We start from the raw sequence: 21,053 nt of genomic DNA on the forward strand, positions 1-21,053 counted from the left end.
CGTTAACCTTCTGATCGGCAATGTTTGCCTAATTCGTTAACAATGGTGACTCGCATGGCCATAACCGACCTGCCCCTGTTTCAGGCTTTGAAATCGAAAATGCAATGGCACCAGGTCCGTCAGTCGGTGCTGGCAGAGAACGTCGCGAACGCGGATACTCCGGAATATCAGGCCAAGGAACTTAGGGATTACGAGTTCGCCGATCATCTCGGTCGGGAGAATTTCGGTCTGCAAACCGTCAGGACCAAGGCGGGGCATCTGTCCGGTGGGATGAGTTCTCCTGCTTCCGGCAAGGTCGAGGAGAAGGACATGTTCGAGGTCACTCCCAGTGGCAACAACGTCGTCCTTGAAGAGCAGATGATGAAGGTTGCGGAGAACCAGATGGATTTCCAGGCGGCCTCCGCCATTTACACGCGCAGCCTCGGGCTGCTCCGCACCGCGCTTTCCAAGAATGCATGACCCGAGTGAACGTATAGGAGCACCCAAATGGATCTGATCAAATCACTGTTCATTTCGGCGTCGGGCCTCAAGGCGCAGAACAACCGGATGCAGGTCATCGCCGAAAACATCGCGAACGCCGATTCGACCGGGCGGACGCCCGACGAGGAGCCATACCGGCGCAAGATCCCGACCTTCAAGAGTCATTTCGACAAGGAGATCGGCGCCGAGATGGTCGAAATGGGCCGGATCGCGGAGGACCAGACGGATTTCGTCGAGCGTTACGAACCGGGCCATCCGGCGGCCAATGAGCAAGGTTTCGTGCGCCGGCCGAACGTGAGTACGCTCGTGGAGACGGTGGACATGCGTCAGGCGCAACGGTCCTACGAGGCGAATCTCAACGTCATCCAGGCGACCCGCCGGATGGTGCAGAGGACGATCGATATTCTGCGCGCGTAGGCCCGGGGGAACCTCCGTGCCATCAGCGACTCAACAAAAGGATTGAAACGCAATGTCCACACCAACCATTGCAAGTAATGCCTATCAGATGGCTGCGCGGCTGGCGCAGGCCACGGCGGGGACGGAAGATCTCAACCCGAACCGCGACAGCCCGAATTTCGGGCAAATGGTTCAAAACGTGGTGGAAACCGTCGTCGACAAGGGGCGGGACGCGGATCAGAAGTCCATCGGACTTGTGGAAGGCAAGACCGACGTTGTTGACGTGGTCACGGCAATCTCGGAAACCGAATTAGCTCTTGAAACGATGGTGACGGTCCGGGACCGGGTGATTTCGGCCTATGAGGAAATCATGCGGATGCCGATCTGACCGGTCCATTGACCTTTGACGAAGGGGGAATGGCCACATGACCGGCGGAGAGGTGCTCGATATCGCCCGCGAAGGCGTCTGGACCATGATCCTGGTGGCCGGCCCGGTGATGGTCGTCGGTCTCGTCGTGGGTGTGATCATCGCCCTGTTTCAGGCGCTCACGCAAATCCAGGAAATGACGCTGGTTTTCGTTCCGAAAATTCTCGCGATCTTCGTCACCCTCCTGATCACCTTGCCGTTCATGGGTCAGATACTCGCCGCGTTCATGGCGCGGATCGGTGAGCTGATCCTGACAACGTCTTAGGCCGGGCGAATGACGCTGCAGCTGTCCTTTCTGCCTGAGATTGCAGCGGTGTTCATGCTCATGTTCGCGCGACTCGGCACCATGATCATGATCATGCCGGCGCTGGGCGAATCCTCCATTCCGTCGCGGATCCGGCTGAGCATCGCGCTGGCACTCACGCTCGTCCTTTATCCGACCGGGTCTCCGACCTATCCGGACAATCTGACCGGCAACCTGATGCAGTTGCTGATTCTGTTCGGCGGAGAGTTGGCGGTCGGTTTCGCGGTCGGACTGTGTGCGAAACTGGTAACCTTCACTTTGCAAACGGCGGGCGTCATCATCGCTAGTCAGTCCGGAATGGCCTTCGCGCTTGGCACGGACATCAGCAACGCCGGCCAGCAGGGTGCCTTGTTCGGCAACTACCTTTCCATCCTTGGCGTAACTCTGGTGTTCGTCACCAACAGCCACTACCTGGTGATTGCGGCGTTGCATGACAGCTTCACGATGTTCCCGCCGGGGCAATGGTTGCCACTGGGGGATTTCGCCGCCATGGCGACCCAGACGGTCGCCGATGTGTTTTCCATCGCGGTGCGCATGTCCGCACCGTTCATCGTGGTCGGCATCGTGTTTTATTTCGGCCTCGGCTTGCTCAACAAGCTGATGCCGCAGATGCAGATCTTCTTTATCGCCATGCCCGTGAACATCGCCGTCGGGCTGGCCCTTCTTCTGGTTCTGCTCGGTGCGCTGATGACCTTCTACATGGATCATTTCCAGTCGGCGCTCGGCATGTACACGGCAGGGTAAAGGCAGATTATGGCCGACGATACCGACGATTCGGAGAAAACCGAGGACCCCACGCAAAAGCGCTTGAAGGATGCGCATGACAAGGGGGACGTTCCCAAATCGCAGGAAGTCAGTACCTGGTTCGCCCTGGCCGGAACCACGATGATGATCGGCATTTTTTCGCCCGACATCGTGTCTTCCCTGGGCAATCTGATGAAAGGCTATATGGAGCACGCCTACCAGATACCGGTCGACGGCCTTGCCCTGAAATCGCTGTGGCGGGACACGGGCCAGTCGGTCGCTCTGATCATCGGCCTGCCCCTGCTTGCCCTGGTGCTGATGGCGGTTGCCGGCAACCTGGTCCAGCATCAGCTGGTGTTTACGGCGGAGACGATCAAGCCGAAGCTGTCGAAGATCTCACCGTTGTCCGGTTTCAAGCGGCTGTTTTCGGCAGACAGCCTGGTCAACTTCGCCAAGGGCATGGCGAAAATCTCGATTGTCGGCGCGCTGATGGGGGCGGTCCTGTGGCCTCACAAGGAAGAAGCCGAGGTCATGATCTTTTCCGACCCCACAGTGATGCTGGAAGAGGCGCGGACACTGGTGCTGCAGTTGCTGGCGGCCGTTCTGGCGGTGATGACCGTGGTGGCCGGCGCGGATTTCCTCTATCAGCGCAACAAGTGGTTCAAGAAACAGCGCATGTCGCTGCGCGAGGTCAAGGAAGAATACAAGCAGACGGAAGGCGACCCGCAGATCAAGGGCAAGATCCGTCAGTTGCGCATGGAACGCAGCCGCAAACGCATGATGGCGGCCGTTCCTCAGGCCACGGTCGTGGTCACCAACCCGACGCACTATGCCGTCGCCCTGAAATACGAGGACGGCATGGGCGCGCCGCTTTGCCTGGCCAAGGGAACGGATGCGGTCGCCCTGAGGATCCGGGAAGTGGCCAAGGAAAACGATATCCCGATTGTCGAAAACCCGCCGCTCGCGCGCGCCCTTTATGCCACCGTCGACATCGACCAGATGGTTCCGGAAGACCATTACAAGGCCGTCGCGGAGGTCATCGGCTTCGTCTTCCGGATGCGCAAGAAGGCCAGCTGGCGGGCGAAATAATGTCGGTAAGTCCCCGCGGACAGGGGATTGATGGGCTTTGGTTGGGTTCCGGAGCCCGAGAGTGGTTGAAATTGGCTGAAATGCGCAGAATGCTGAACTGGGCTCGGCAGGACGATTCGGGCCAGGGAGTAACAGAATGAATGACGTGGACGGCACGCCGCGCGAGCCGATGATCGACAGGCCGGAACGTTCCGGCAACATTTGGCTGCTGATCGTGCTGGCGCTTGTGCTGGTCGGTGCCGCGGTCGGCTTTGCCGTCATGGACAAGGCGCAGGCACAGCCGTTCGTCCTCGGTCTCCTCGGCATTCTGGCCGTTGTTGGCGTCTTCTGTCTTTTTGCCGGTGCGATCGGCTTTCTGAAACTGTCTTCCCGGCAGAGCGGCAATCCGATTGCCTCTGCCTTTCTCAACACGCTCGGCGATGGCGCGCTGATCACCGACACCGAAGGCCGGTTGATCTATGCCAACCAGGCCTATGCGGATCTGACCGGCGCGGCAACGGCGGCAGACGTGCGGGCGCTGGAGCGGGTCTTTTCCAGCGATCCGGATGCGGCAGATGCCATTTTCCGTCTGTCCCAGGCCATGCGTGACGGACGACGGGCCCAGGAAGAAATCCGCATGCCGTTTCCGCTCGGTCGCAGCGAAGGCGGGGCGCGCTGGTACCGGGTCACCATCAGGCCCTTGTCGGTCAGCCCGAAAGAGGGCGGCAGCGGCCGGCGTCTGACCGTCTGGCAACTGTCGGACATCACCCGCGACAGGGCGGAACAGGAGAACTCCTTCCAGGAACTTCAACGGGTCATCAATTTTCTGGATCATGCGCCGGCGGGCTTCTTTTCCAGCGACGGCCGCGGTCGGCTCGTTTATCTCAACGCGACACTGGCCGACTGGCTAGGCTACGATCTGGCGCAGTTCGAAGTCGGTGAACTGGATCTCGACGCCATCGTCAGCGGCGACGGCGCTCAACTGATCCGGTCGATCAAGGGACAGGCCGGCGAGGTCAAGAGCGAGACCTTCGATCTCGATTTCATGACCCGGCAGGGGCGGGGCTTGCCGGTCCGCCTGCTGCACCGTGTGCCGTTCGGCGAGAACGGCCAGCCTGGCGACAGCCGGACGCTGGTCCTCAACCGCTCGCGCGGGGAAGAAGCGTCGGAAGCGCTCCGGGCGGCGGAAGTGCGTTTCGCCCGCTTCTTCAACAACACGCCGATCGCGATTGCCTCGCTCGACAAGGAAGGCCGGGTGTTGCGCACCAACGCGCCATTCCTGCGCCTGTTCGGCGCCATCGATCTCAACGAGGAATCGCCGAAGCTCGAAGCCTATGTGGCGGAAAGCGGCCGGGAGGAACTGTCCAAGGCGCTCAAGGCGGCTGCGAACGGCATCGGGGAAATCTCGCCGATCGATATTCCGTTGTCGGCCGGCAACGATCCGAGATCGGCGACCTTTTATGTCTCGGCGGTTCAGGAAGGCGAGGGCGACGGCGAGGCGGCCATCGTCTATGCGCTGGAAACCACGCAGCAGCGGGCGCTGGAAGCCCAGTTCGCCCAGAGCCAGAAGATGCAGGCGATCGGGCAGCTCGCAGGTGGTGTGGCCCATGACTTCAACAACGTCCTGACTGCCATCATCGGCTTCTCCGACCTGTTGCTGGCAAGTCACCGGCCGACCGATCCGTCGTTCCAGGACATCATGAACATCAAGCAGAACGCGAACCGGGCCGCCGGCCTGGTGCGCCAGCTGCTGGCGTTCTCGCGACGCCAGACGCTGCGGCCGCAGAGGCTGGAGTTGAACGATGTGCTGGCCGACCTCTCGATCCTGCTCGACCGGCTTCTGGGCGAGAAGGTGGAGCTGAAGGTCATTCACGGCCGGGACCTGTGGCCGGTCATGGCCGACCTCAACCAGCTCGAACAGGTGATCGTCAACCTGGCGGTCAATGCGGGCGATGCCATGCCGGACGGCGGGCGCCTGACCATTACCACCAAGAATGTTTCGGACGCCGAATCCACCCAGTTCGAGAACACCCGCGGCATGCCGCCGGGCGAATACACGCTGGTCGAGGTGGAAGACACCGGGACAGGCATGCCGCCGGAAGTCATGGAGAAGATCTTCGATCCGTTCTTCTCCACCAAGGAAGTGGGCAAGGGAACGGGCCTTGGCCTTTCCACCGTCTATGGGATCGTCAAGCAGACCGGCGGCTTCATCTTCTGCACCAGTGAGGTCGGGTCGGGCACGACCTTCCGCCTGTTCCTGCCAAGATATATTCCCGCGATCGAAGAAGAAACCAAGCCGGAACCGCAGGCAGAGCCGGAAAAGGTGGCGGATCTCACCGGTTCGGCGTCGATCCTGCTTGTGGAGGACGAGGAGGCGGTTCGCGCCTTTGCCGCCCGGGCGCTCGCCTCGCGCGGCTATACCGTCCACGAGGCCAGCTCAGGCACGGAAGCGCTGGAAGTGATGGAGGAGACGGGCGGCGAGGTCGATCTCGTAGTCTCCGACGTGGTCATGCCGGAAATGGACGGGCCGACGCTGCTTGTGGAATTGCGCAAGACGCGGCCCGACCTGAAGATCATCTTCGTGTCCGGCTATGCGGAAGACGCCTTTGAGGAAAACCTGCCGGAGAACGAGAAGTTCTTCTTCCTGCCGAAGCCGTTCACGCTGAAGCAGCTCGCCACCACGGTGAAGGAAGTCCTGTCGAGCTAAGTCGGGGATCCCGACCTATTGATTCAATAGGTCGGCGGGCAGGAGCTGTTCTGTTCCGCACGGGCTTTCAGACCCTGCAGGCTTTCCATCGTATTCGGATTGCCGGGTAGCACGAAACTCTGTTCCAGGGCCGTATGGGTGTTGTTGATCACCGCCAGATCCTGGACAGCGACCGTCTTGCAGGCGCCACCGGTAAAGCGCACCCGGATGCGCACGACACGCTGGCCGTTGTCGGAGGGACCGAATTCCGCATCAAGGGCGGGGTTTTCGCCGGTCATCTGACGTTCCATGACCACCATGTTGGGCTGGTCCTGAACGATGGGCGTTCCTTTTTCCGCGGCACTCGCCACCAGGGCGGCATGGACAGCGGTCGGATCGGCGGCAATCGTCACGCTCTGCGCGCCGTCCGGAACGTCGAGCGTCGGCTGGGGCTCAGACGGGCCCCGTTGCGGCGACGATTGACAGGCAGAAAGAGCCATCAGGATGGCGGGGATGAGCAGCTTACGCATTACGCTGTCCTTCGTTTCCAATTAAAGGCGGCTCGCTCCAAGCTAACCACAAACATGGTTGAAATTTTGTTACGCCAGCAGTTGTGGGAAGGCATCGGTCAGGCCCTGGGCCGATGGCTGTTGAACCCCGGATATGGTCAGAATGTATCACCGGTCTTGAAACCGCCGCCGCCGAAGCTGCCGCCTGACCTGAAACCGCCACCGCCGAAGCCGCCCGAACTGCCGCCGGAGCCGGTGTCGGAACCGTCCAGCCCCCGGCCGGAAAAGCCGCCGCCCATGGACCGGGGCAGGCCCGTGCCGTGCCGGAATCCGATCCGGCCTCCGCGCGGCTTGCGGCGCTTGTGGCTTTTCTTCGCCCGGGCCCAGTACTCGGCACCGCTAATCGCTCCCTTGACGAGTTCGCCCAACAAAATCGTGGTCAGGGAATTGTCGGAGAAGGTCGAATCCCAGTCGTCGTAGCCGCTGCGGCGGAATTTCTGCGTGACCTCGATCATCTCCGCCCGCCGCCGGGAAATGTCGCGCTGCAATTCACGGTCCTGGCGCATCTCACGGGAGATCTGCTCCATGCGCTCAAGCAGGTCTTCGATCCGGCGCACGATTTTTTCGTCTTCCGGGGAAGGGGTGTCGAGCGCGTGCCGCCACAAGTCCTCCAGTTCATCCGTCCTCAGGGATGTGGATAGCTCGTCCGCGGCTTTCTTGTAATGCTCGTCTTCGCCTTCTGCATATTCCTGAAGCGCCGTGGACAGGGTGTCGATGGACTGGTCCGCCGCCTGCAGGTCCTTGTCGAGTTCGGCGATCTTGTCGGACAGATGATCGATCATGCCGGCCAGGTCCTCACCAGCTTCGTCCGACATGGCCTGCCGGCTGAGGGAGGCGAGTTTTTCCTCTTCCTGCCGGGCCGTTTCGGCGCACCGTTCGGCATGTTTTGCCATCCGCTCCGGTATGCCGGTCAGCATGGCATAATTGGCCCTGGCGTCATGGAAACGGATCAGGCCCGCGACCCAGCCGTCGAGCGAGCGGATGATGCCGCGCCGGTCATAGTCCGGGGTACCGTATCCGCGTTGCCACAAATACATGAACAGGGTGTCGGCCTCATAGGCCTTGCTCTTTTCCAGCCGGTCCTGTTCCGAGGTCTTCGCCTTGGCGGCGGCGGCCTCGGCCGTGCGTGCGGCCTGCTCCGCAATCTGTTTCTGTTTCAGAAAATCCGCGTCGGTCTCCAGCCGCGTGTCGACGGTTTCCATCAGCTCGTCCATGCGCGAGGCCGCTTCTTCGCGTTCCTGTGCCAGAGCCTCACGGGCTTTCTGCTTTTCGGAGCGCGCGGTCTCCTTCTCACGCAGCTGATCGGACAGAACCTTGTGGTCCGTGGCCCGCTTTTCCAGAAGGCGTTTTGCCTCCCGGGCGGCCTTGTCCAGCCGGATGTCGAGCGTGTCGGCCGCCTGATTGTCCAGGCGAAAGCGGGCCAGTTCCCGATAGGCGTCGCCCTGCCGGGTCTGCAGGTCAGTCAGGGAACGGGTTGCCCGGTCGATGCGGCTGACCAGCTCGGCCTCCTCGCGCCTCAGATCGGCGAGGGCCTGCTCAATCGACCCGAGAGCCTGGCGTCCGGTCAACGGCATGTCGCGAAGCTCCTCGTGATGTCAGCGCGGAAAAACCCTACCATGTCGTGATGGCCCCCGTTTCAACCGCGTCCTTCCAATCGATCCCGAGTTTGCCACGGACCTTGGTGCCGAGCAGACTGTCCTGGACGATCCCGTCCCGTTCCTTGTCCTTGCGCACCTTTTCGAACGTCGATTCAGGAACCCGCTGAGCCCAGATGGTAACGCTCTTTTCCTTGCCGTCTTCTTCCGACTTGACCGTGCGTTCCACGACCTTGCCGTCCGGCCCGATGGCTTCCACGACGAGATAGTAGTTCTTCGCGTTTGGGTTAGCGTCCGGTATCCGGGTCACGCCGGTGGGTGTGCCAGGCCTCGACACGATGCGCACGTCATAGACGGCGGCAAGCTCGCTTGCGAGTGTGCGCAGATCGCTCACTGCCTTACGTGCGGCCTCGATATTCCTGTCTTCGGCGGCCGTCCGTCCGGCTTCCAAAAGCCTTTGGGCTTCGTCCAGGGCGGGGTTTTCCGGGTTGAGGCCGGCAATCCGGTTCGATAGCGAACCCAGGGTCTCGGGAATTTCCTGGGTCAGTTCAACCTGAAGGGCCGCAGCCGCCCGCTCCCGCGGGGCGACGACCAGGAATTGCCATCCAACGATCAGAATGACACAGGCCAGGACCAGGCCGCCCAACCACTTGGACCAGGTCATGCGGGTGACATAGATCCGGGCGAGCAGACGCATGGCGCCGGCAGATGGCGGCGCATAGACGAAACGGTCTTCCTTCAGCCCTTCCACGCCGGCCTGCAGGATATGATCGGGGACCTCGATGCCCTGGGAGGCGTAGACCTCGCGCAGGCGCGCAATCATCCGCTCATCCCGGTTGTCCGCGCCCAGCTCCTTGGCAACGAGCTGCTCATCGTGGCGCAGGGTGTCCACGACATCCATCGCCATCATCAGATCGTCGAGCTGTGCGTCGGTCTTATCCGCCATTCAGCCATTTTCTCCGTTGGGCGGCTGCCGGAACCTCAGCTCCGGCAAGCCGTTCAATCAGTGCTTCAGGGCGTTTCCTTCAGCCGCAAGCTTTGCAAGCCGGCGCTTTCCATCTTCGACGGCGGTCCGGATCTCTTCGGAATTCTTCGTCGACATGTCACGCATCTCGTTGATGATCTCGCGCGACTGAACCTGGAAATTGATAACGGAATCAACGAGTTTCTTCACCGATGCCGCCTGTACCGTCGGGCCGTAACCCGCCTTCAGGGCTTCCTTTTGAACCGTATCGCCGATTTCGGCAAGGGTCTCCAGGCTCTTGTTGACCCCTTCCTTCATGGCATTCAGGGTTTCGGTGGATTCATGCAGGCCCTTGAGGCCGGTGAAGGAGGCGTTCAGCGCCGTCAGCACCGATTCATTGGTGGAGAAGAAGCTGACCGACTGGGCATAGACCCGCTCCTTGGCGTTGGTCGTCTGCATCAGACGCGCCATGATGATTTCGGACGTGTTGTAGCCGATGGTCAAGTTGTCGGAGAGATCCTTGGCGACCTGATAGCGCTTTTCCTCATCCTGCATCTCGCGCAGCTTTTCATCCCGGGCGAGTTCCAGCTTCGCCTTGGCGGCCGCATCGTCGCCGGTGAACACGGCGACCGCGTTTGAGGCGGCCTCCAGGGAGGCTTTCGCGTTGTCCAGTTGCCCTGTGGCAACCTTCAGAACTTCCAGCGCGTAGACCTCGGCCTGCTTCAAGGCTCCGCGGAAATCCTGATAGGCTTCCAGGATTGTCTGTTCGCGTTCGATCTGGTCCTTGGTGGCGCGGGCGACCTCCTTGTAGGTGTCGCGGATGTCGTCGAAGCGGTCGGAAATCGTGCCGCGGCGCATGTCACGCCATTTGTTGGCCAGGTTTTCGGTGAAGGAAATCCTGCCGTCGGCCAGCTGGTCGACCAGGGCCTTGGCGTCATCGCGGATGGAATTGAAACTTTCAGTGATTTCCTCGTAGCGCTCGCCAATATCCATCTGCTGGACCTGGGTGCGGACCACTTCGTTGAAATGGGAGGCCTGACCGAGGGTGCGCGTGATGATCAGGATCTTGTCCGGCGACAGATCCGAGATCTGTTCCAGAAGCGCGTTGATCGGCGCGTCGGTTTCCGTTTCCGGCGTGATGCCGAGGTCGCGCAGGGATGCCAATGCGCGATCGAGATACTGGAGCGGGGTGATCGCCCGCGAGGTCGTTTCCGGTGTGGTGCTTGAGTCCGTCGTCGGCGTGTCAACCATATGCAAGCCTCCTTCGCTGGCTGCAAGGCAATGGCCCATAATCCCGCATCAATGAAAGCGATACCATGCCGCAGCGCGTCAAATAGGGCAGGCTTGGTGGGGAGTGTCAACGACTTAACCGGCCGAACACCCCCTTCCGCGCGGGCCTGTTACCCGGTTGCGACAGTCGGGCAGAGAAGACTGCTAAAGAGCGGCGGCAATTTGAGCAGCAAGCCGCGCGTTGTTGCGGACAAGTCCGATGTTGGTCTGCAGGCTGCGGCCGCCGGTCAGTTCCAGGATCGCCGACAGAACATAGGGCGTTACCGCCTTGCCCCGGATGTTGTCCTTGTCCGCCCGGGCGATGGCCTCATCAATATAAGCTGCCATTTCCGCCCGCGGAATCTCATTTTCGGCAGGCACCGGATTTGCGATCAGGACCCCGCCATGGTTGCCGAAGAGCTGTCTTGTGTTCAACAAATCGGCGATTTCTTCAGGGGTATCCATCCGGTAGGGGGCGGCGAGACCGCTTTCCCGTGACCAGAAGGCGGGCAATTCGTCGGTCCGGTAACCGATCACCGGTACGCCCCGGGTTTCCAGTACTTCCATGGTTTTGGGGCAGGTCGAGCAGGGCCTTGGCACCGGCGGCGACGACGCAGACCGGGGTGCGGTTCAGTTCGTCGAGGTCGGCAGAAATATCGAAGCTTTCCTCCGCGCCCTTGTGCACGCCGCCGATCCCGCCAGTGGCAAAGACGCGAATTCCCTCCGCGTGAGCCGCCATCATGGTCGCCGCCACGGTGGTCGATCCCATCCGGCCCTGGGACATTGCAATGGCCAGGTCCGCGCGCGAGCACTTCATGACGTCGTCGGCGTTGGCCAGGCGGTCGAGATCCGTATCGCTCAGTCCGATCCTTATGCGGCCGTCCATGACGGCGATCGTCGCCGGGGTCGCTCCGGCCGAGCGGACATCGTCCTCCACTTGCCGGGCTGTCTCGATATTCGCCGGATAGGGCATGCCATGGGTGATTATGGTGGATTCCAGCGCCACGACGGGACGGTCCTCGGCAAGAGCCGTCTGGACTTCCTCGGCAATGGTGATCATCTCGAAACGGTTCACGGGGGACCTCCTTTTATGCGGTCGGACCGGTTGACGGGGTATGATCGATCGGGGTGCTCATAATCAAGCCTGATTGACATCAGGTTTGTGTGAAAGGCGCGGCCAAGCCAATTCATTCGAAACGGCTCCGGCGGATTGAACGGTCAGGTGCGCGGCCGCCAACCCCAGGGGAACAGCGTCGAAAAGGCCGTATCCCCGGGCGAGGGCGGCCAATGTTCCGGCAATCAGGGCGTCGCCGGCTCCGGTCACGTCGCGGATGGTCGCCGGTTCCGGCGCATATTCCCTGACAGCGGTGCCATCGGAAGCCAGAACCGGCCGGGTTCCGTCGGTGATGATCACCTCAGACACGTCCCGGTCGTGCAGACGGGCTGCGATTTCCTTCAAGGGGGCCGAGCCCGGACAATCAGCCAGTTCTGCGGCCTCCGCCCGATTTGCGAACAGGAGCCGCAGCCTGCCCAGGATCCCTGTGAGACGGCCTGCCTTGGCGACGGAAACCGCATCGGCAGCAAGGTGGCCTTCCGGAACCTCGTCGGCAACGGCTTTCAAGATGTCAGGCGGCAAATTGGCATCGGCAAACCAGAGGGCATGGGCAGGCATTTCGGCGGCCAGTAAAGCCAACTCGCTCCGGAAGGTTTCCGGAGGCGCTTCCGCCAGGATGGCATCGTCGACACAGGCCGCGACCAGACTGCCGTCCGGGTCATGGAGCGCAAGGTACTGGCCCGTGGCCTTTCCCTTCCGTTCCAACAGGCGAAGGGCGAGGCCTTCCCGGTTCAACTGTTCTCTCAAGGCCCGGCCTGCGACATCGTCGCCGACGACACCGCACAAGGTTGCGGGGACGTCGAGACGGACAAGGGCCCGCGCGACATTGGTTGCGACGCCGCCGGGGGCCTGGCCGATGTCCGACGGCGTGGAAGTGTCCGGGGTGATCGGGCGGCGGGCCCGGGCGAGACTGTCCCAGTGAACCGCGCCGATGCACAGGACTGAGTTGGCAGAACGGGGAGGGGGAACAGGCATTTCATCTCCGGAGATCATGAGGACGGCTGCAAGGGCGGCGGCGATCGTCGCCCGACCTGGCTACATTGGGTGCCAGCCGCAATGTGAGCGATTCTCCATATAACGGAAATTGATTCAAAACTGACGTAACGTTATCTATTTTTATAAGAATGCGGAACATCTGGCGAACATATTGAAGTTTCATTATTATTTTCAGACATTTCCGCACGCTTGCAAAAGGAGAACAAAACTGGTACAAAGGCAAAGTTTGAAACGGCGGGTCCATCGTGGAATAAGGAGCTGGAGCCATGTCACAAAGTTCACTTCGTCTCGTAGAAAGCAACCAGATGGATAAGACCAAGGCGCTCGATGCGGCGCTATCGCAAATTGAACGGGCCTTCGGCAAAGGGTCCATCATGCGGATGGGTCAGGGCCAGGCCGTGGAGATCCAGTCTGTTTCGACCGGATCTCTCGGGCTCGATATCGCCCTTGGCATCGGCGGGCTTCCCCGTGGCCGTATCGTGGAGATTTACGGTCCGGAATCGTCTGGCAAGACCACCCTGGCGCTGCATACGGTGGCCGAGGCGCAAAAAGAAGGCGGGATCTGCGCCTTCATCGATGCCGAACACGCACTCGACCCGATCTATGCCCGCAAGCTCGGCGTCAATATCGACGACCTTCTGATTTCCCAGCCGGATGCGGGTGAGCAGGCGCTTGAAATCGCCGACACGCTGGTCCGCTCCGGTGCCATCGATGTGCTTGTGATCGACTCCGTGGCGGCCCTGACGCCGAAGGCGGAACTTGAAGGCGAGATGGGCGACAGCCTGCCGGGCATGCAGGCGCGGCTGATGAGCCAGGCGCTGCGCAAGCTGACCGCATCGATCTCCAAGTCGAAGTGCATGGTGATCTTCATCAACCAGATCCGCATGAAGATCGGTGTGATGTTCGGATCGCCGGAAACGACGACGGGCGGCAACGCGCTGAAATTCTACGCTTCGGTTCGTCTCGATATTCGCCGGATCGGCTCCATCAAGGACCGCGACGAGGTCGTCGGCAACCAGACGCGGGTGAAGGTGGTCAAGAACAAGCTGGCGCCTCCTTTCCGTCAGGTGGAATTCGACATCATCTACGGCGAAGGCGTGTCCAAGATGGGCGAACTGATCGACCTTGGCGTCAAGGGCGGCATCGTCGAGAAATCCGGCGCCTGGTTCTCCTACAACAGCCAGCGGCTCGGTCAGGGGCGGGAAAACTCCAAACAGTTCCTGCGTGAAAACCCGGAACTGGCAGCGGAAATCGAATTGGCCATCCGCCAGAACGCCGGGCTGATCGCCGATGCGATCATCGATCCGGACGGTGGCGCGGACGATGACAGCGGCGCCGGCGCGGATCAGGAATAAGCTCCCCACCCGACCGACGTCGGTTTATCGAAGACTTCAAACCTCCGGAGCGTGCTCCGGGGGTTTTCTGTTTGCCATAAGAAATTCATCGTGAATGGCCTTTCAATCGCTGGCTTTTCTGGACAGCCGTTGAGCCGAAAGCTAAAAGGCTGCTTCGACCCGGCGATCAAGCATCATGCCAGGGAAAAGAATATCTAAGGGCCGCTCCGCCAGAACCGAGCTACGATCGAGGCAAGACACCGAATGACCGGCGTAAACGAAATCAGATCAGCATTTTTGGACTATTTCGAGAAAAACGATCACACGATTGTCGAATCCGGTCCGCTGGTGCCGCGCAACGACCCGACGCTGATGTTCGCCAATGCCGGCATGAACCAGTTCAAGAACGTCTTTACCGGCCTGGAAAAGCGTGACTACCAGCGCGCTGCGACCGCCCAGAAGGTGGTTCGCGCCGGCGGCAAGCACAATGACCTGGACAACGTCGGCTATACGGCACGCCATCACACCTTCTTCGAAATGCTGGGGAACTTCTCCTTCGGCGATTATTTCAAGGACAGGGCCATCGAACTCGCCTGGAACCTGATCACGAAGGAATACGGCCTGCCGAAGGACCGGCTCCTGGTGACAGTCTATTCGGAAGATCAGCAGGCCTTCGATCTTTGGAAAAAGATTGCCGGTTTGTCGGAAGACAAGATCATCAAGATCCCGACGTCGGACAACTTCTGGACCATGGGCGACACCGGCCCTTGCGGACCGTGCTCTGAAATCTTCTACGATCATGGGGATCACATCTGGGGCGGCCCTCCGGGATCGCCGGAAGAAGACGGCGACCGGTTCATCGAGATCTGGAACCTCGTCTTCATGCAGTACGAGCAGACTGCGGAAGCCCGTCATGACCTGCCTCGGCCGTCGATCGATACCGGCATGGGCATCGAACGTATTGCTGCGGTTCTGCAGGGCGTGCACGACAACTACGACATCGACCTGTTCCGGGCCCTGATCGCCGCATCGGAGAACGCCACCGGCGTCGACGCAGAAGGCGCTGCCGCAAACAGCCATCGGGTCATTGCCGACCACCTGCGCTCCACCAGCTTCCTGATCGCCGATGGCGTGCTGCCGTCCAATGAAGGCCGCGGCTACGTCCTGCGCCGGATCATGCGTCGCGGCATGCGTCATGCCCATCTGCTTGGTGCCCGTGATCCGTTGATGTGGAAGCTGGTGCCGGCACTGATCCGCGAGATGGGCCGGGCTTATCCGGAACTGGTCCGCGCGGAAGCGCTGATTACCGAAACCCTGCGGCTGGAGGAAGCCCGGTTCCGCAAAACGCTGGAACGCGGCCTGGGTCTCCTGGACAGCGCAACCGCAGATCTCGGCGAGGGTGGCGAACTGGACGGCGAAACAGCGTTCAAGCTTTACGACACCTATGGCTTTCCGCTCGATCTGACCCAGGATGCCTTGCGTGCCCGCGGCATTACCGTTGATACCGATGCCTTCGACGTGGCAATGGAACGGCAGAAGGCGGAGGCCCGCGCCGCCTGGTCCGGATCCGGAGGCGCTGCCGAGGAAACCGTCTGGTTCGCGTTGAAGGACAAGTTGGGCGCCACGGAATTTCTCGGCTACGAGACCGAGAAGGCGGAAGGTGTCGTGACCGGTCTTGTCGCCGACGGGGCCGAGACGCAGGAAATTGCCACCGGCCAGTCCGGTTTCGTGATCCTGAACCAGACGCCGTTCTACGGAGAATCGGGCGGCCAGGTCGGCGATGCCGGCCTGATGACAGCCTCCGGCCTCAAGGTCCGGGTGAGCGATGTGCAGAAAAAGGCCGACGGGCTGTTCATCCATGCGGTGACCGTCGAGGAAGGCAAGCTCACGGTCGGGCTCGCTCTCGAGCTTATGGTCGATCACGCGCGCCGCGGCGCTGTCCGGTCCAACCACTCGGCGACCCACCTTGTCCATGAAGCCTTGCGCGAGGTTTTGGGGACCCATGTGGCTCAGAAGGGCTCGCTGGTGTCTCCGGAACGCCTGCGGTTCGACTTCTCCCATCCCAAGCCCATGTCGGATGAGGAACTCGCTGTCGTCGAAGGCTACGCCAATGAGATCGTGCTGCAGAATGCGCCGGTGGAAACCCGCCTGATGGCAGTCGACGATGCAATCGAGAGCGGCGCCATGGCGCTGTTCGGCGAAAAATACGGGGAAGAGGTCCGCGTGGTCACCATGGGGACGGCGCTTCACGGCGAGAAAGCCGGCAAGGCCTATTCGGTCGAACTGTGCGGCGGGACCCACGTCAGCCGGACCGGCGATATCGGTCTGGTGACACTCGTCTCCGAAAGCGCGGTGGCTGCCGGCGTGCGCCGGATCGAGGCCCTGACTGGTGCCGAGGCCCGGGCCTATCTTGACGAGCAGGACAAGCGGGTCCGCGAACTGGCTTCGCTGTTGAAGGTCGGCGCCGGCGATGTGACCGCCCGTGTCGCACAGCTGGTGGAAGACCGCAGGCGGCTGGAGAAGGAACTGGCGGACGCCAAGAAGAAACTCGCCATGGGTGGCGGCGGATCGGGCGAGGCCGGTGCCGCTGTCAAGCAAGCCGGTGCGTTCAAGCTGATGGCACGCGTGGTGGAAGGCATCAATCCGAAGGATCTGAAGGGTCTCGCTGACGATGCCAAAGCTCAGCTCGGCTCCGGTGTGGTGGTGTTGATCAATGTCGCGGACGACGGCAAGGCCGCGATCGTCACCGCCGTCACCAACGACCTGACCGACAAGGTCAGCGCAGTCGATCTGGTGAAGCTGGGCTCCGAAGCGCTCGGCGGCCGGGGCGGCGGCGGACGACCCGACATGGCCCAGGCCGGTGGACCGGAAGGCGCCAAGGCGGATGCCGCGATTGCCGCAATCGAAGCCTATCTTTCGGGGCTCTGAGCGGCCAGGCTCCTGACCCTCGGCAATAATGACAGAAAAGGCGGGCTTTGCGGCCCGCCTTTTCCATTTTGATTAAGAGTCACTTTGCAAACCTTAGGGTATTCTTGGATCAAGAATTGTTTTGCGGCGGGCAGCAACTTTGAAATCCGCAAAAACGACTGGCCTGAGAAAGACCGACAAGCGTGAAAAGAGCAGAATTCAAACAAACGCTTTACAATATCTTCGAGGATACGGGAAAGGAACGCGCGGCGGCCCGTGCGGTCCGGCAGTTCCTGGTGTTTCTCATTGTCATGAACGTGGCCCTGTCGGTGGTCGAGACGGTTCCCAAAATCCAGGAATCCTTCAATGGGCCCTTGAAGGCGTTCCAGCTCATTTCCGGGCAGATATTCCTGATTGAGTATGTGCTCCGACTCTATGTGGCCGATCTGCATCCCCCGCTGCGCCGCTACGGACCGGTTTTCGCACGGCTGCGTTACGCGATTCACGTCGATGCCATTGTCGACCTGATTGCCGTTCTGCCTTTGCTGCTTCTTTTGTTCGAAACGAACACAGCCGTCACCACCCTGGTTATTCTCCGCCTGCTGCGGTTCCTGAAGCTGGCGCGCTATTCGCCCGCGCTTCGGTCCCTGCTTTCGGCTGTCGCTTCCGAGCGGCAGGCGCTGATGGGCTCGACCGTTATCATCTTCGGTGTGGTGCTGCTTGCTGCCACCATGCTTTATCTGGTCGAACATGACATTCAGCCCGAGAAACTGAGCAGCATCCCCGAGGCAATGTGGTGGGCGTTGGCGACGGTGACGACCGTCGGTTATGGCGATGTCGTTCCGGTCACGGATCTCGGCAAGGTCATAGGCGGTGTCGTCATGCTCATGGGCTACGGCCTGATCGCCCTGCCGGTTGGCATCATTGCTTCCGCATTTGCCCGTGAGATCCACAGCCGGGATTTCGTCGTCACCTGGTCAATGGTGGCGCGGGTGCCGTTGTTTGAGGATCTGAAGGCGACACAGATCGCGGAAGTGGCAAAGCTTCTCAAGGCGCAGAAGGTTCGGGCCGGCACGGTCATTGCCCAAAGGGGGGATGTGGCGGACAAGATGTACTTCATCTCCGATGGTGATGTGGAAATCCAGCTGGAAACCAAAACGGTTTATCTCGGAGAGGGCGAATTTTTCGGCGAACTTGCCCTGATCCATCAGCGCCAGAGGGAATCGACGGTTACCGCCTATCACGATTGCGACCTGCTGGTTCTCGAGGCCTTTGCCTTGCAGCAACTGATGGACCGGCATCCGTCGCTTGCTGCGAAGATACTTGAGGAAGCAGAACGGCGGGCGAAGGAAGGCCGCCGTGTCGTCGGTGATCTGGCGGAGGAAGAACTGGAGATGGCGGACGTCTATCCGACCGACGAAGAGGAAGCCGCCAGCGAGCCGGAGCTTTTCCCGGACGAGAAAAAGGCGAGCGAAGACGAGCGCTGACCCTTTACGCCCAAAAAAGCGAAAAAAGGCGGTCCTGGTGGCCGCCTTTTTGCTTTTTAATTCCCGTTGTTATCAGAAGTCAGGATGCCATCACCCGCTGCAGGTTCTCGTCGATCTTGTCGAGGAACCCGTTGGTGGTCAGCCAGCCCTGATCGGGGCCGACCAAAAGCGCCAGGTCCTTGGTCATGTAGCCGCTTTCGACGGTGTCGATGCAGACCGTTTCCAGGGTCTTGGCAAACCGCGCCAGCTTGTCGTTGCCGTCGAGCTTGGCCCGGTGCGCCAGGGCGCGGGTCCAGGCGAAGATCGAGGCAATCGGGTTGGTCGAGGTCTGTTCGCCCTTCTGGTGCATGCGGTAGTGGCGGGTCACGGTGCCATGGGCGGCTTCCGCCTCGACCGTCTTGCCGTCCGGGCTCATCAGGACAGAGGTCATCAGGCCGAGGGAGCCGAAGCCCTGGGCCACCGTGTCGGACTGGACGTCACCGTCGTAGTTCTTGCAGGCCCAGACATAGCCGCCGGACCATTTGAGTGAGGAAGCCACCATGTCGTCGATCAGGCGGTGCTCGTACCAGATCCCGGCCTCGGCAAACTTGGCCTTGAATTCCGCGTCGTAGATTTCCTGGAACAGGTCCTTGAAGCGGCCGTCATAGGTTTTCAGGATGGTGTTCTTGGTGGAGAGATAGCAGGGCACCTTGCGCTGAAGCGCGTAGTTGAACGACGCATGGGCGAAATCGCGGATGGATTCATCCAGGTTGTACATGGCCATGGCGACACCGGCCGAAGGTGCGTCGAACACGTCGTGCTCGATTTCGGTGCCGTCGTCGCCGACGAACTTGATGGTCAGCTTGCCCTTGCCGGGGAAGTGGAAATCGGTGGCCTTGTACTGATCGCCGAAGGCGTGGCGGCCGACGATGATCGGCTGGGTCCAGCCGGGCACCAGGCGCGGTACGTTGCGCATGATGATCGGCTCGCGGAAGATGACGCCGCCCAGAATGTTGCGGATCGTGCCGTTGGGCGAGCGGTACATGCGCTTCAGGCCGAATTCCTCGACCCGGGCCTCGTCCGGTGTGATGGTGGCGCATTTCACGCCGACGCCGTGTTCCTTGATGGCATTTGCCGCGTCGACGGTGATCTGGTCGTCGGTGCGGTCGCGTTCCTGGATAGAGAGGTCGTAGTATTTCAGATCGATGTCGAGATAGGGATGGATCAGCTTGTCCTTGATGAACTGCCACATGATCCGGGTCATCTCGTCGCCGTCGAGTTCGACGACCGGGTTGTCTACCTTGATCTTCGCCATGATTTGCTGAGACCTCGTGCTTTGCGATGGGAGAAATCGGGCCTTGGGAGGCAAGCTTCAGCGTTTGTATACCGATGTACGCAATCAAACACCACCCCTGCGAAGGGAGGATTTGCACAAAGGCTAACAAAGCCTGTCGCATTGGCAATCGTCAGTTCGGGCAGGGGACCGGAAAAAGGTCTCCTGCCGGGCTCGATTCAATCCGTTGCCGGGCGTTCCCGGCCTGCCGCTCAGGAGGATTTCATCGCCTTGGCGGCAAGGGCGATCGCGATGTAGCTCCAGCCGTTGAGCATGACAGAAATGCCGGCAATCAGTCCCAGCGCCCATGCCGCGGAAGAGGGCAGTTCGGACCAGATCATGAAGCCGGCCAGAATGGCGATCACGCCGGCAAAGGCGACCCATCCCCAGCCGGAATGCGGTTTGATCTTGAAGGCCAGCAGCAACTGGCTGACGCCCTGGGCGATGAAGACTGCCGCGATCACGAGGGTGAGCGCGAATGTGCCCGCCATGGGATTGGTGTAGATCACAATGCCGCCGATCACCGCGATAACGCCGACGATCAGGCTCCAGAGAAAGCCGGACCAGTTCTGGGTCCGGAACGCCTGGATGATCTGGAATACGCCACCGACCACGAGAACGGCTGCTATCAGCAGCGTGACAGCGATCGAGGAGGCAAGCGGGGGCGGCGATCAGAACAAGTCCGCCGAGAACCAGAAGAATGCCGAGGGCGAGAATCCAGCCCCAATTGTGTTCGATTTTCTGCTTCAGGTTCTGAAGATCCTGGGACATTTCGGTCATGGAGGCCTCCGCGGTCATGATGAGCAAGGGCAGATTGTGAAAACTACCAAGCGGGTGCCACTATAGCGGACGGGAGGGGGAATGACACGTTTGTTCCGGCTCCTCCACCGGTGGTTTGCGGTTGAGGGCAGGCAGGCTCTTGACCGGACTGTGTATATGCACAGATAAAGAGAGGCATGATCAAGGATGATTTTTCTCTCTGCATGCTGGCCAATGTCCGCCGTGCGGCGCGAGCGGTCAGCAGGCGGTATGACAGGGAAGCCCGAAAGCTGGGTATGACGGCGGCGCAGTTTTCCGCCCTGACCCATATTCGGGAAGGAAAAGGCAGGACGACGGGCGAGCTGGCCGAACTCGGATCGATGGATCGGACAACGCTGGTGCGCAATATCGCGCTGCTACAGAAAAAAGGGCTGGTCCGTGTGCTGGAGGCGGACCGGGGTAACGGCAAGGTTTATGAACTCACCGATAAAGGCGAGGCGCTTGTCGAGGAAGCCCTGCCATTCTGGCGCAAGGCGCAGGCCGATCTCGCAGAAGAAATGGGTGTCGAGGCTTTTCACGACACCATCAAATCCCTGAAGGTGCTGTCGAAGGTTTAGAGCCGGCAACACCCAGGGCATTGCC

Annotated in this window: 19 protein-coding genes and 1 pseudogene; 12 read left to right on the top strand and 8 right to left on the bottom strand. The window is 60.9% G+C overall.

What is annotated here, in order from left to right:
* Positions 1 to 54: 54 nt before the first annotated feature.
* The 7 genes from flgB to cckA all read left to right on the top strand — a co-directional run bounded on the left by flgB (position 55) and on the right by cckA (position 6,126).
* Positions 55 to 459 carry a flagellar basal body rod protein FlgB gene (gene flgB / locus ABIN98_RS25370; RefSeq protein WP_346914417.1) on the top strand — a complete coding sequence of 135 codons (405 nt, stop codon included), beginning with the start codon at positions 55 to 57 and terminating at the stop codon, positions 457 to 459.
* Between the two features lie 27 nt (positions 460 to 486).
* Positions 487 to 897: a flagellar basal body rod protein FlgC gene (gene flgC / locus ABIN98_RS25375; RefSeq protein ID WP_346914419.1), complete on the top strand. Its 411-nt coding sequence runs from the start codon at positions 487 to 489 to the stop codon at positions 895 to 897.
* Between the two features lie 52 nt (positions 898 to 949).
* The gene (locus ABIN98_RS25380) at positions 950 to 1,264 is read left to right on the top strand and encodes a flagellar hook-basal body complex protein FliE (protein ID WP_346914421.1); all 315 of its coding nucleotides are present in this window, start codon (positions 950 to 952) and stop codon (positions 1,262 to 1,264) included.
* A gap of 37 nt (positions 1,265 to 1,301) precedes the next feature.
* Positions 1,302 to 1,568 (top strand): flagellar biosynthesis protein FliQ, encoded by a 267-nt coding sequence (fliQ, locus tag ABIN98_RS25385; protein ID WP_346914423.1) that lies wholly within the window; start codon positions 1,302 to 1,304, stop codon positions 1,566 to 1,568.
* A gap of 9 nt (positions 1,569 to 1,577) precedes the next feature.
* Complete coding sequence (fliR, locus tag ABIN98_RS25390; RefSeq protein WP_346914425.1) at positions 1,578 to 2,351, top strand: flagellar biosynthetic protein FliR; 774 nt, start codon at positions 1,578 to 1,580, stop codon at positions 2,349 to 2,351.
* Between the two features lie 9 nt (positions 2,352 to 2,360).
* Entirely contained in the window at positions 2,361 to 3,440 is a 1,080-nt protein-coding gene (gene flhB / locus ABIN98_RS25395) for a flagellar biosynthesis protein FlhB (RefSeq protein WP_346914427.1), read from the top strand.
* Positions 3,441 to 3,576: 136 nt separating this feature from the next.
* Positions 3,577 to 6,126 carry a cell cycle histidine kinase CckA gene (cckA, locus tag ABIN98_RS25400; RefSeq protein ID WP_346914429.1) on the top strand — a complete coding sequence of 850 codons (2,550 nt, stop codon included), beginning with the start codon at positions 3,577 to 3,579 and terminating at the stop codon, positions 6,124 to 6,126.
* A 23-nt stretch (positions 6,127 to 6,149) separates the two neighbouring features.
* Here cckA and ABIN98_RS25405 read toward each other — a convergent pair whose 3' ends face one another.
* The 6 genes and pseudogenes from ABIN98_RS25405 to ABIN98_RS25430 all read right to left on the bottom strand — a co-directional run bounded on the left by ABIN98_RS25405 (position 6,150) and on the right by ABIN98_RS25430 (position 12,591).
* Positions 6,150 to 6,635: a hypothetical protein gene (locus tag ABIN98_RS25405; protein ID WP_346914431.1), complete on the bottom strand. Its 486-nt coding sequence runs from the start codon at positions 6,633 to 6,635 to the stop codon at positions 6,150 to 6,152.
* Between the two features lie 137 nt (positions 6,636 to 6,772).
* Positions 6,773 to 8,248, bottom strand: coding sequence for a hypothetical protein (locus tag ABIN98_RS25410; RefSeq protein ID WP_346914433.1), 1,476 nt, complete (start codon positions 8,246 to 8,248; stop codon positions 6,773 to 6,775).
* 37 nt (positions 8,249 to 8,285) lie between these two features.
* A complete protein-coding gene (locus ABIN98_RS25415) occupies positions 8,286 to 9,215 on the bottom strand; it encodes a DUF6384 family protein (protein WP_346914435.1) in 930 nt (309 codons plus the stop codon).
* A gap of 57 nt (positions 9,216 to 9,272) precedes the next feature.
* Entirely contained in the window at positions 9,273 to 10,484 is a 1,212-nt protein-coding gene (locus ABIN98_RS25420; protein ID WP_346914437.1) for a cell surface protein, read from the bottom strand.
* Positions 10,485 to 10,667: 183 nt separating this feature from the next.
* Positions 10,668 to 11,562, bottom strand: a pseudogene (locus ABIN98_RS25425) (pseudouridine-5'-phosphate glycosidase).
* 78 nt (positions 11,563 to 11,640) lie between these two features.
* Entirely contained in the window at positions 11,641 to 12,591 is a 951-nt protein-coding gene (locus tag ABIN98_RS25430; protein ID WP_346914439.1) for a PfkB family carbohydrate kinase, read from the bottom strand.
* 287 nt (positions 12,592 to 12,878) lie between these two features.
* On the opposite strand from ABIN98_RS25430, the gene recA reads away from it, so the two are divergent.
* From recA to ABIN98_RS25445, 3 genes are all read left to right on the top strand, one after another.
* Positions 12,879 to 13,967, top strand: a complete 1,089-nt coding sequence (recA, locus tag ABIN98_RS25435; protein ID WP_346914441.1) for a recombinase RecA — start codon at positions 12,879 to 12,881, stop codon at positions 13,965 to 13,967.
* 243 nt (positions 13,968 to 14,210) lie between these two features.
* Positions 14,211 to 16,874 carry an alanine--tRNA ligase gene (gene alaS, locus ABIN98_RS25440; RefSeq protein ID WP_346914443.1) on the top strand — a complete coding sequence of 888 codons (2,664 nt, stop codon included), beginning with the start codon at positions 14,211 to 14,213 and terminating at the stop codon, positions 16,872 to 16,874.
* 182 nt (positions 16,875 to 17,056) lie between these two features.
* A complete protein-coding gene (locus ABIN98_RS25445) occupies positions 17,057 to 18,340 on the top strand; it encodes a cyclic nucleotide-gated ion channel (RefSeq protein ID WP_346914445.1) in 1,284 nt (427 codons plus the stop codon).
* Between the two features lie 79 nt (positions 18,341 to 18,419).
* Here the strand turns inward: ABIN98_RS25445 and ABIN98_RS25450 are convergent, their stop codons facing one another.
* Both ABIN98_RS25450 and ABIN98_RS25455 read right to left on the bottom strand, forming a co-directional pair.
* Positions 18,420 to 19,634 carry an NADP-dependent isocitrate dehydrogenase gene (locus ABIN98_RS25450; RefSeq protein ID WP_346914447.1) on the bottom strand — a complete coding sequence of 405 codons (1,215 nt, stop codon included), beginning with the start codon at positions 19,632 to 19,634 and terminating at the stop codon, positions 18,420 to 18,422.
* Positions 19,635 to 19,864: 230 nt separating this feature from the next.
* Positions 19,865 to 20,266: a DUF308 domain-containing protein gene (locus tag ABIN98_RS25455; protein ID WP_346914449.1), complete on the bottom strand. Its 402-nt coding sequence runs from the start codon at positions 20,264 to 20,266 to the stop codon at positions 19,865 to 19,867.
* Between ABIN98_RS25455 and ABIN98_RS25460 the strand changes: the two genes are divergently transcribed.
* The gene (locus ABIN98_RS25460) at positions 20,241 to 20,498 is read left to right on the top strand and encodes a hypothetical protein (RefSeq protein ID WP_346914451.1); all 258 of its coding nucleotides are present in this window, start codon (positions 20,241 to 20,243) and stop codon (positions 20,496 to 20,498) included. The two genes, ABIN98_RS25455 and ABIN98_RS25460, sit on opposite strands and share 26 nt — an antisense overlap.
* A gap of 110 nt (positions 20,499 to 20,608) precedes the next feature.
* Positions 20,609 to 21,028: a MarR family transcriptional regulator gene (locus tag ABIN98_RS25465; protein ID WP_346914453.1), complete on the top strand. Its 420-nt coding sequence runs from the start codon at positions 20,609 to 20,611 to the stop codon at positions 21,026 to 21,028.
* Positions 21,029 to 21,053: the final 25 nt, after the last annotated feature.

The organism is uncultured Roseibium sp. (assembly GCF_963675095.2).
Lineage (GTDB): Bacteria > Pseudomonadota > Alphaproteobacteria > Rhizobiales > Stappiaceae > Roseibium.

Bases quoted from the DNA above. Each gene is read 5' to 3' on its own strand.
- flgB (WP_346914417.1), top strand. From the start codon at position 55: ATGGCCATAACCGACCTGCCCCTGTTTCAGGCTTTGAAATCGAAAATG.
- flgC (WP_346914419.1), top strand. From the start codon at position 487: ATGGATCTGATCAAATCACTGTTCATTTCGGCGTCGGGCCTCAAGGCG.
- ABIN98_RS25380 (WP_346914421.1), top strand. From the start codon at position 950: ATGTCCACACCAACCATTGCAAGTAATGCCTATCAGATGGCTGCGCGG.
- fliQ (WP_346914423.1), top strand. From the start codon at position 1,302: ATGACCGGCGGAGAGGTGCTCGATATCGCCCGCGAAGGCGTCTGGACC.
- fliR (WP_346914425.1), top strand. From the start codon at position 1,578: ATGACGCTGCAGCTGTCCTTTCTGCCTGAGATTGCAGCGGTGTTCATG.
- flhB (WP_346914427.1), top strand. From the start codon at position 2,361: ATGGCCGACGATACCGACGATTCGGAGAAAACCGAGGACCCCACGCAA.
- cckA (WP_346914429.1), top strand. From the start codon at position 3,577: ATGAATGACGTGGACGGCACGCCGCGCGAGCCGATGATCGACAGGCCG.
- ABIN98_RS25405 (WP_346914431.1), bottom strand. From the start codon at position 6,635: ATGCGTAAGCTGCTCATCCCCGCCATCCTGATGGCTCTTTCTGCCTGT.
- ABIN98_RS25410 (WP_346914433.1), bottom strand. From the start codon at position 8,248: ATGCCGTTGACCGGACGCCAGGCTCTCGGGTCGATTGAGCAGGCCCTC.
- ABIN98_RS25415 (WP_346914435.1), bottom strand. From the start codon at position 9,215: ATGGCGGATAAGACCGACGCACAGCTCGACGATCTGATGATGGCGATG.
- ABIN98_RS25420 (WP_346914437.1), bottom strand. From the start codon at position 10,484: ATGGTTGACACGCCGACGACGGACTCAAGCACCACACCGGAAACGACC.
- ABIN98_RS25430 (WP_346914439.1), bottom strand. From the start codon at position 12,591: ATGCCTGTTCCCCCTCCCCGTTCTGCCAACTCAGTCCTGTGCATCGGC.
- recA (WP_346914441.1), top strand. From the start codon at position 12,879: ATGTCACAAAGTTCACTTCGTCTCGTAGAAAGCAACCAGATGGATAAG.
- alaS (WP_346914443.1), top strand. From the start codon at position 14,211: ATGACCGGCGTAAACGAAATCAGATCAGCATTTTTGGACTATTTCGAG.
- ABIN98_RS25450 (WP_346914447.1), bottom strand. From the start codon at position 19,634: ATGGCGAAGATCAAGGTAGACAACCCGGTCGTCGAACTCGACGGCGAC.
- ABIN98_RS25460 (WP_346914451.1), top strand. From the start codon at position 20,241: ATGATCTGGAATACGCCACCGACCACGAGAACGGCTGCTATCAGCAGC.
- ABIN98_RS25465 (WP_346914453.1), top strand. From the start codon at position 20,609: ATGATCAAGGATGATTTTTCTCTCTGCATGCTGGCCAATGTCCGCCGT.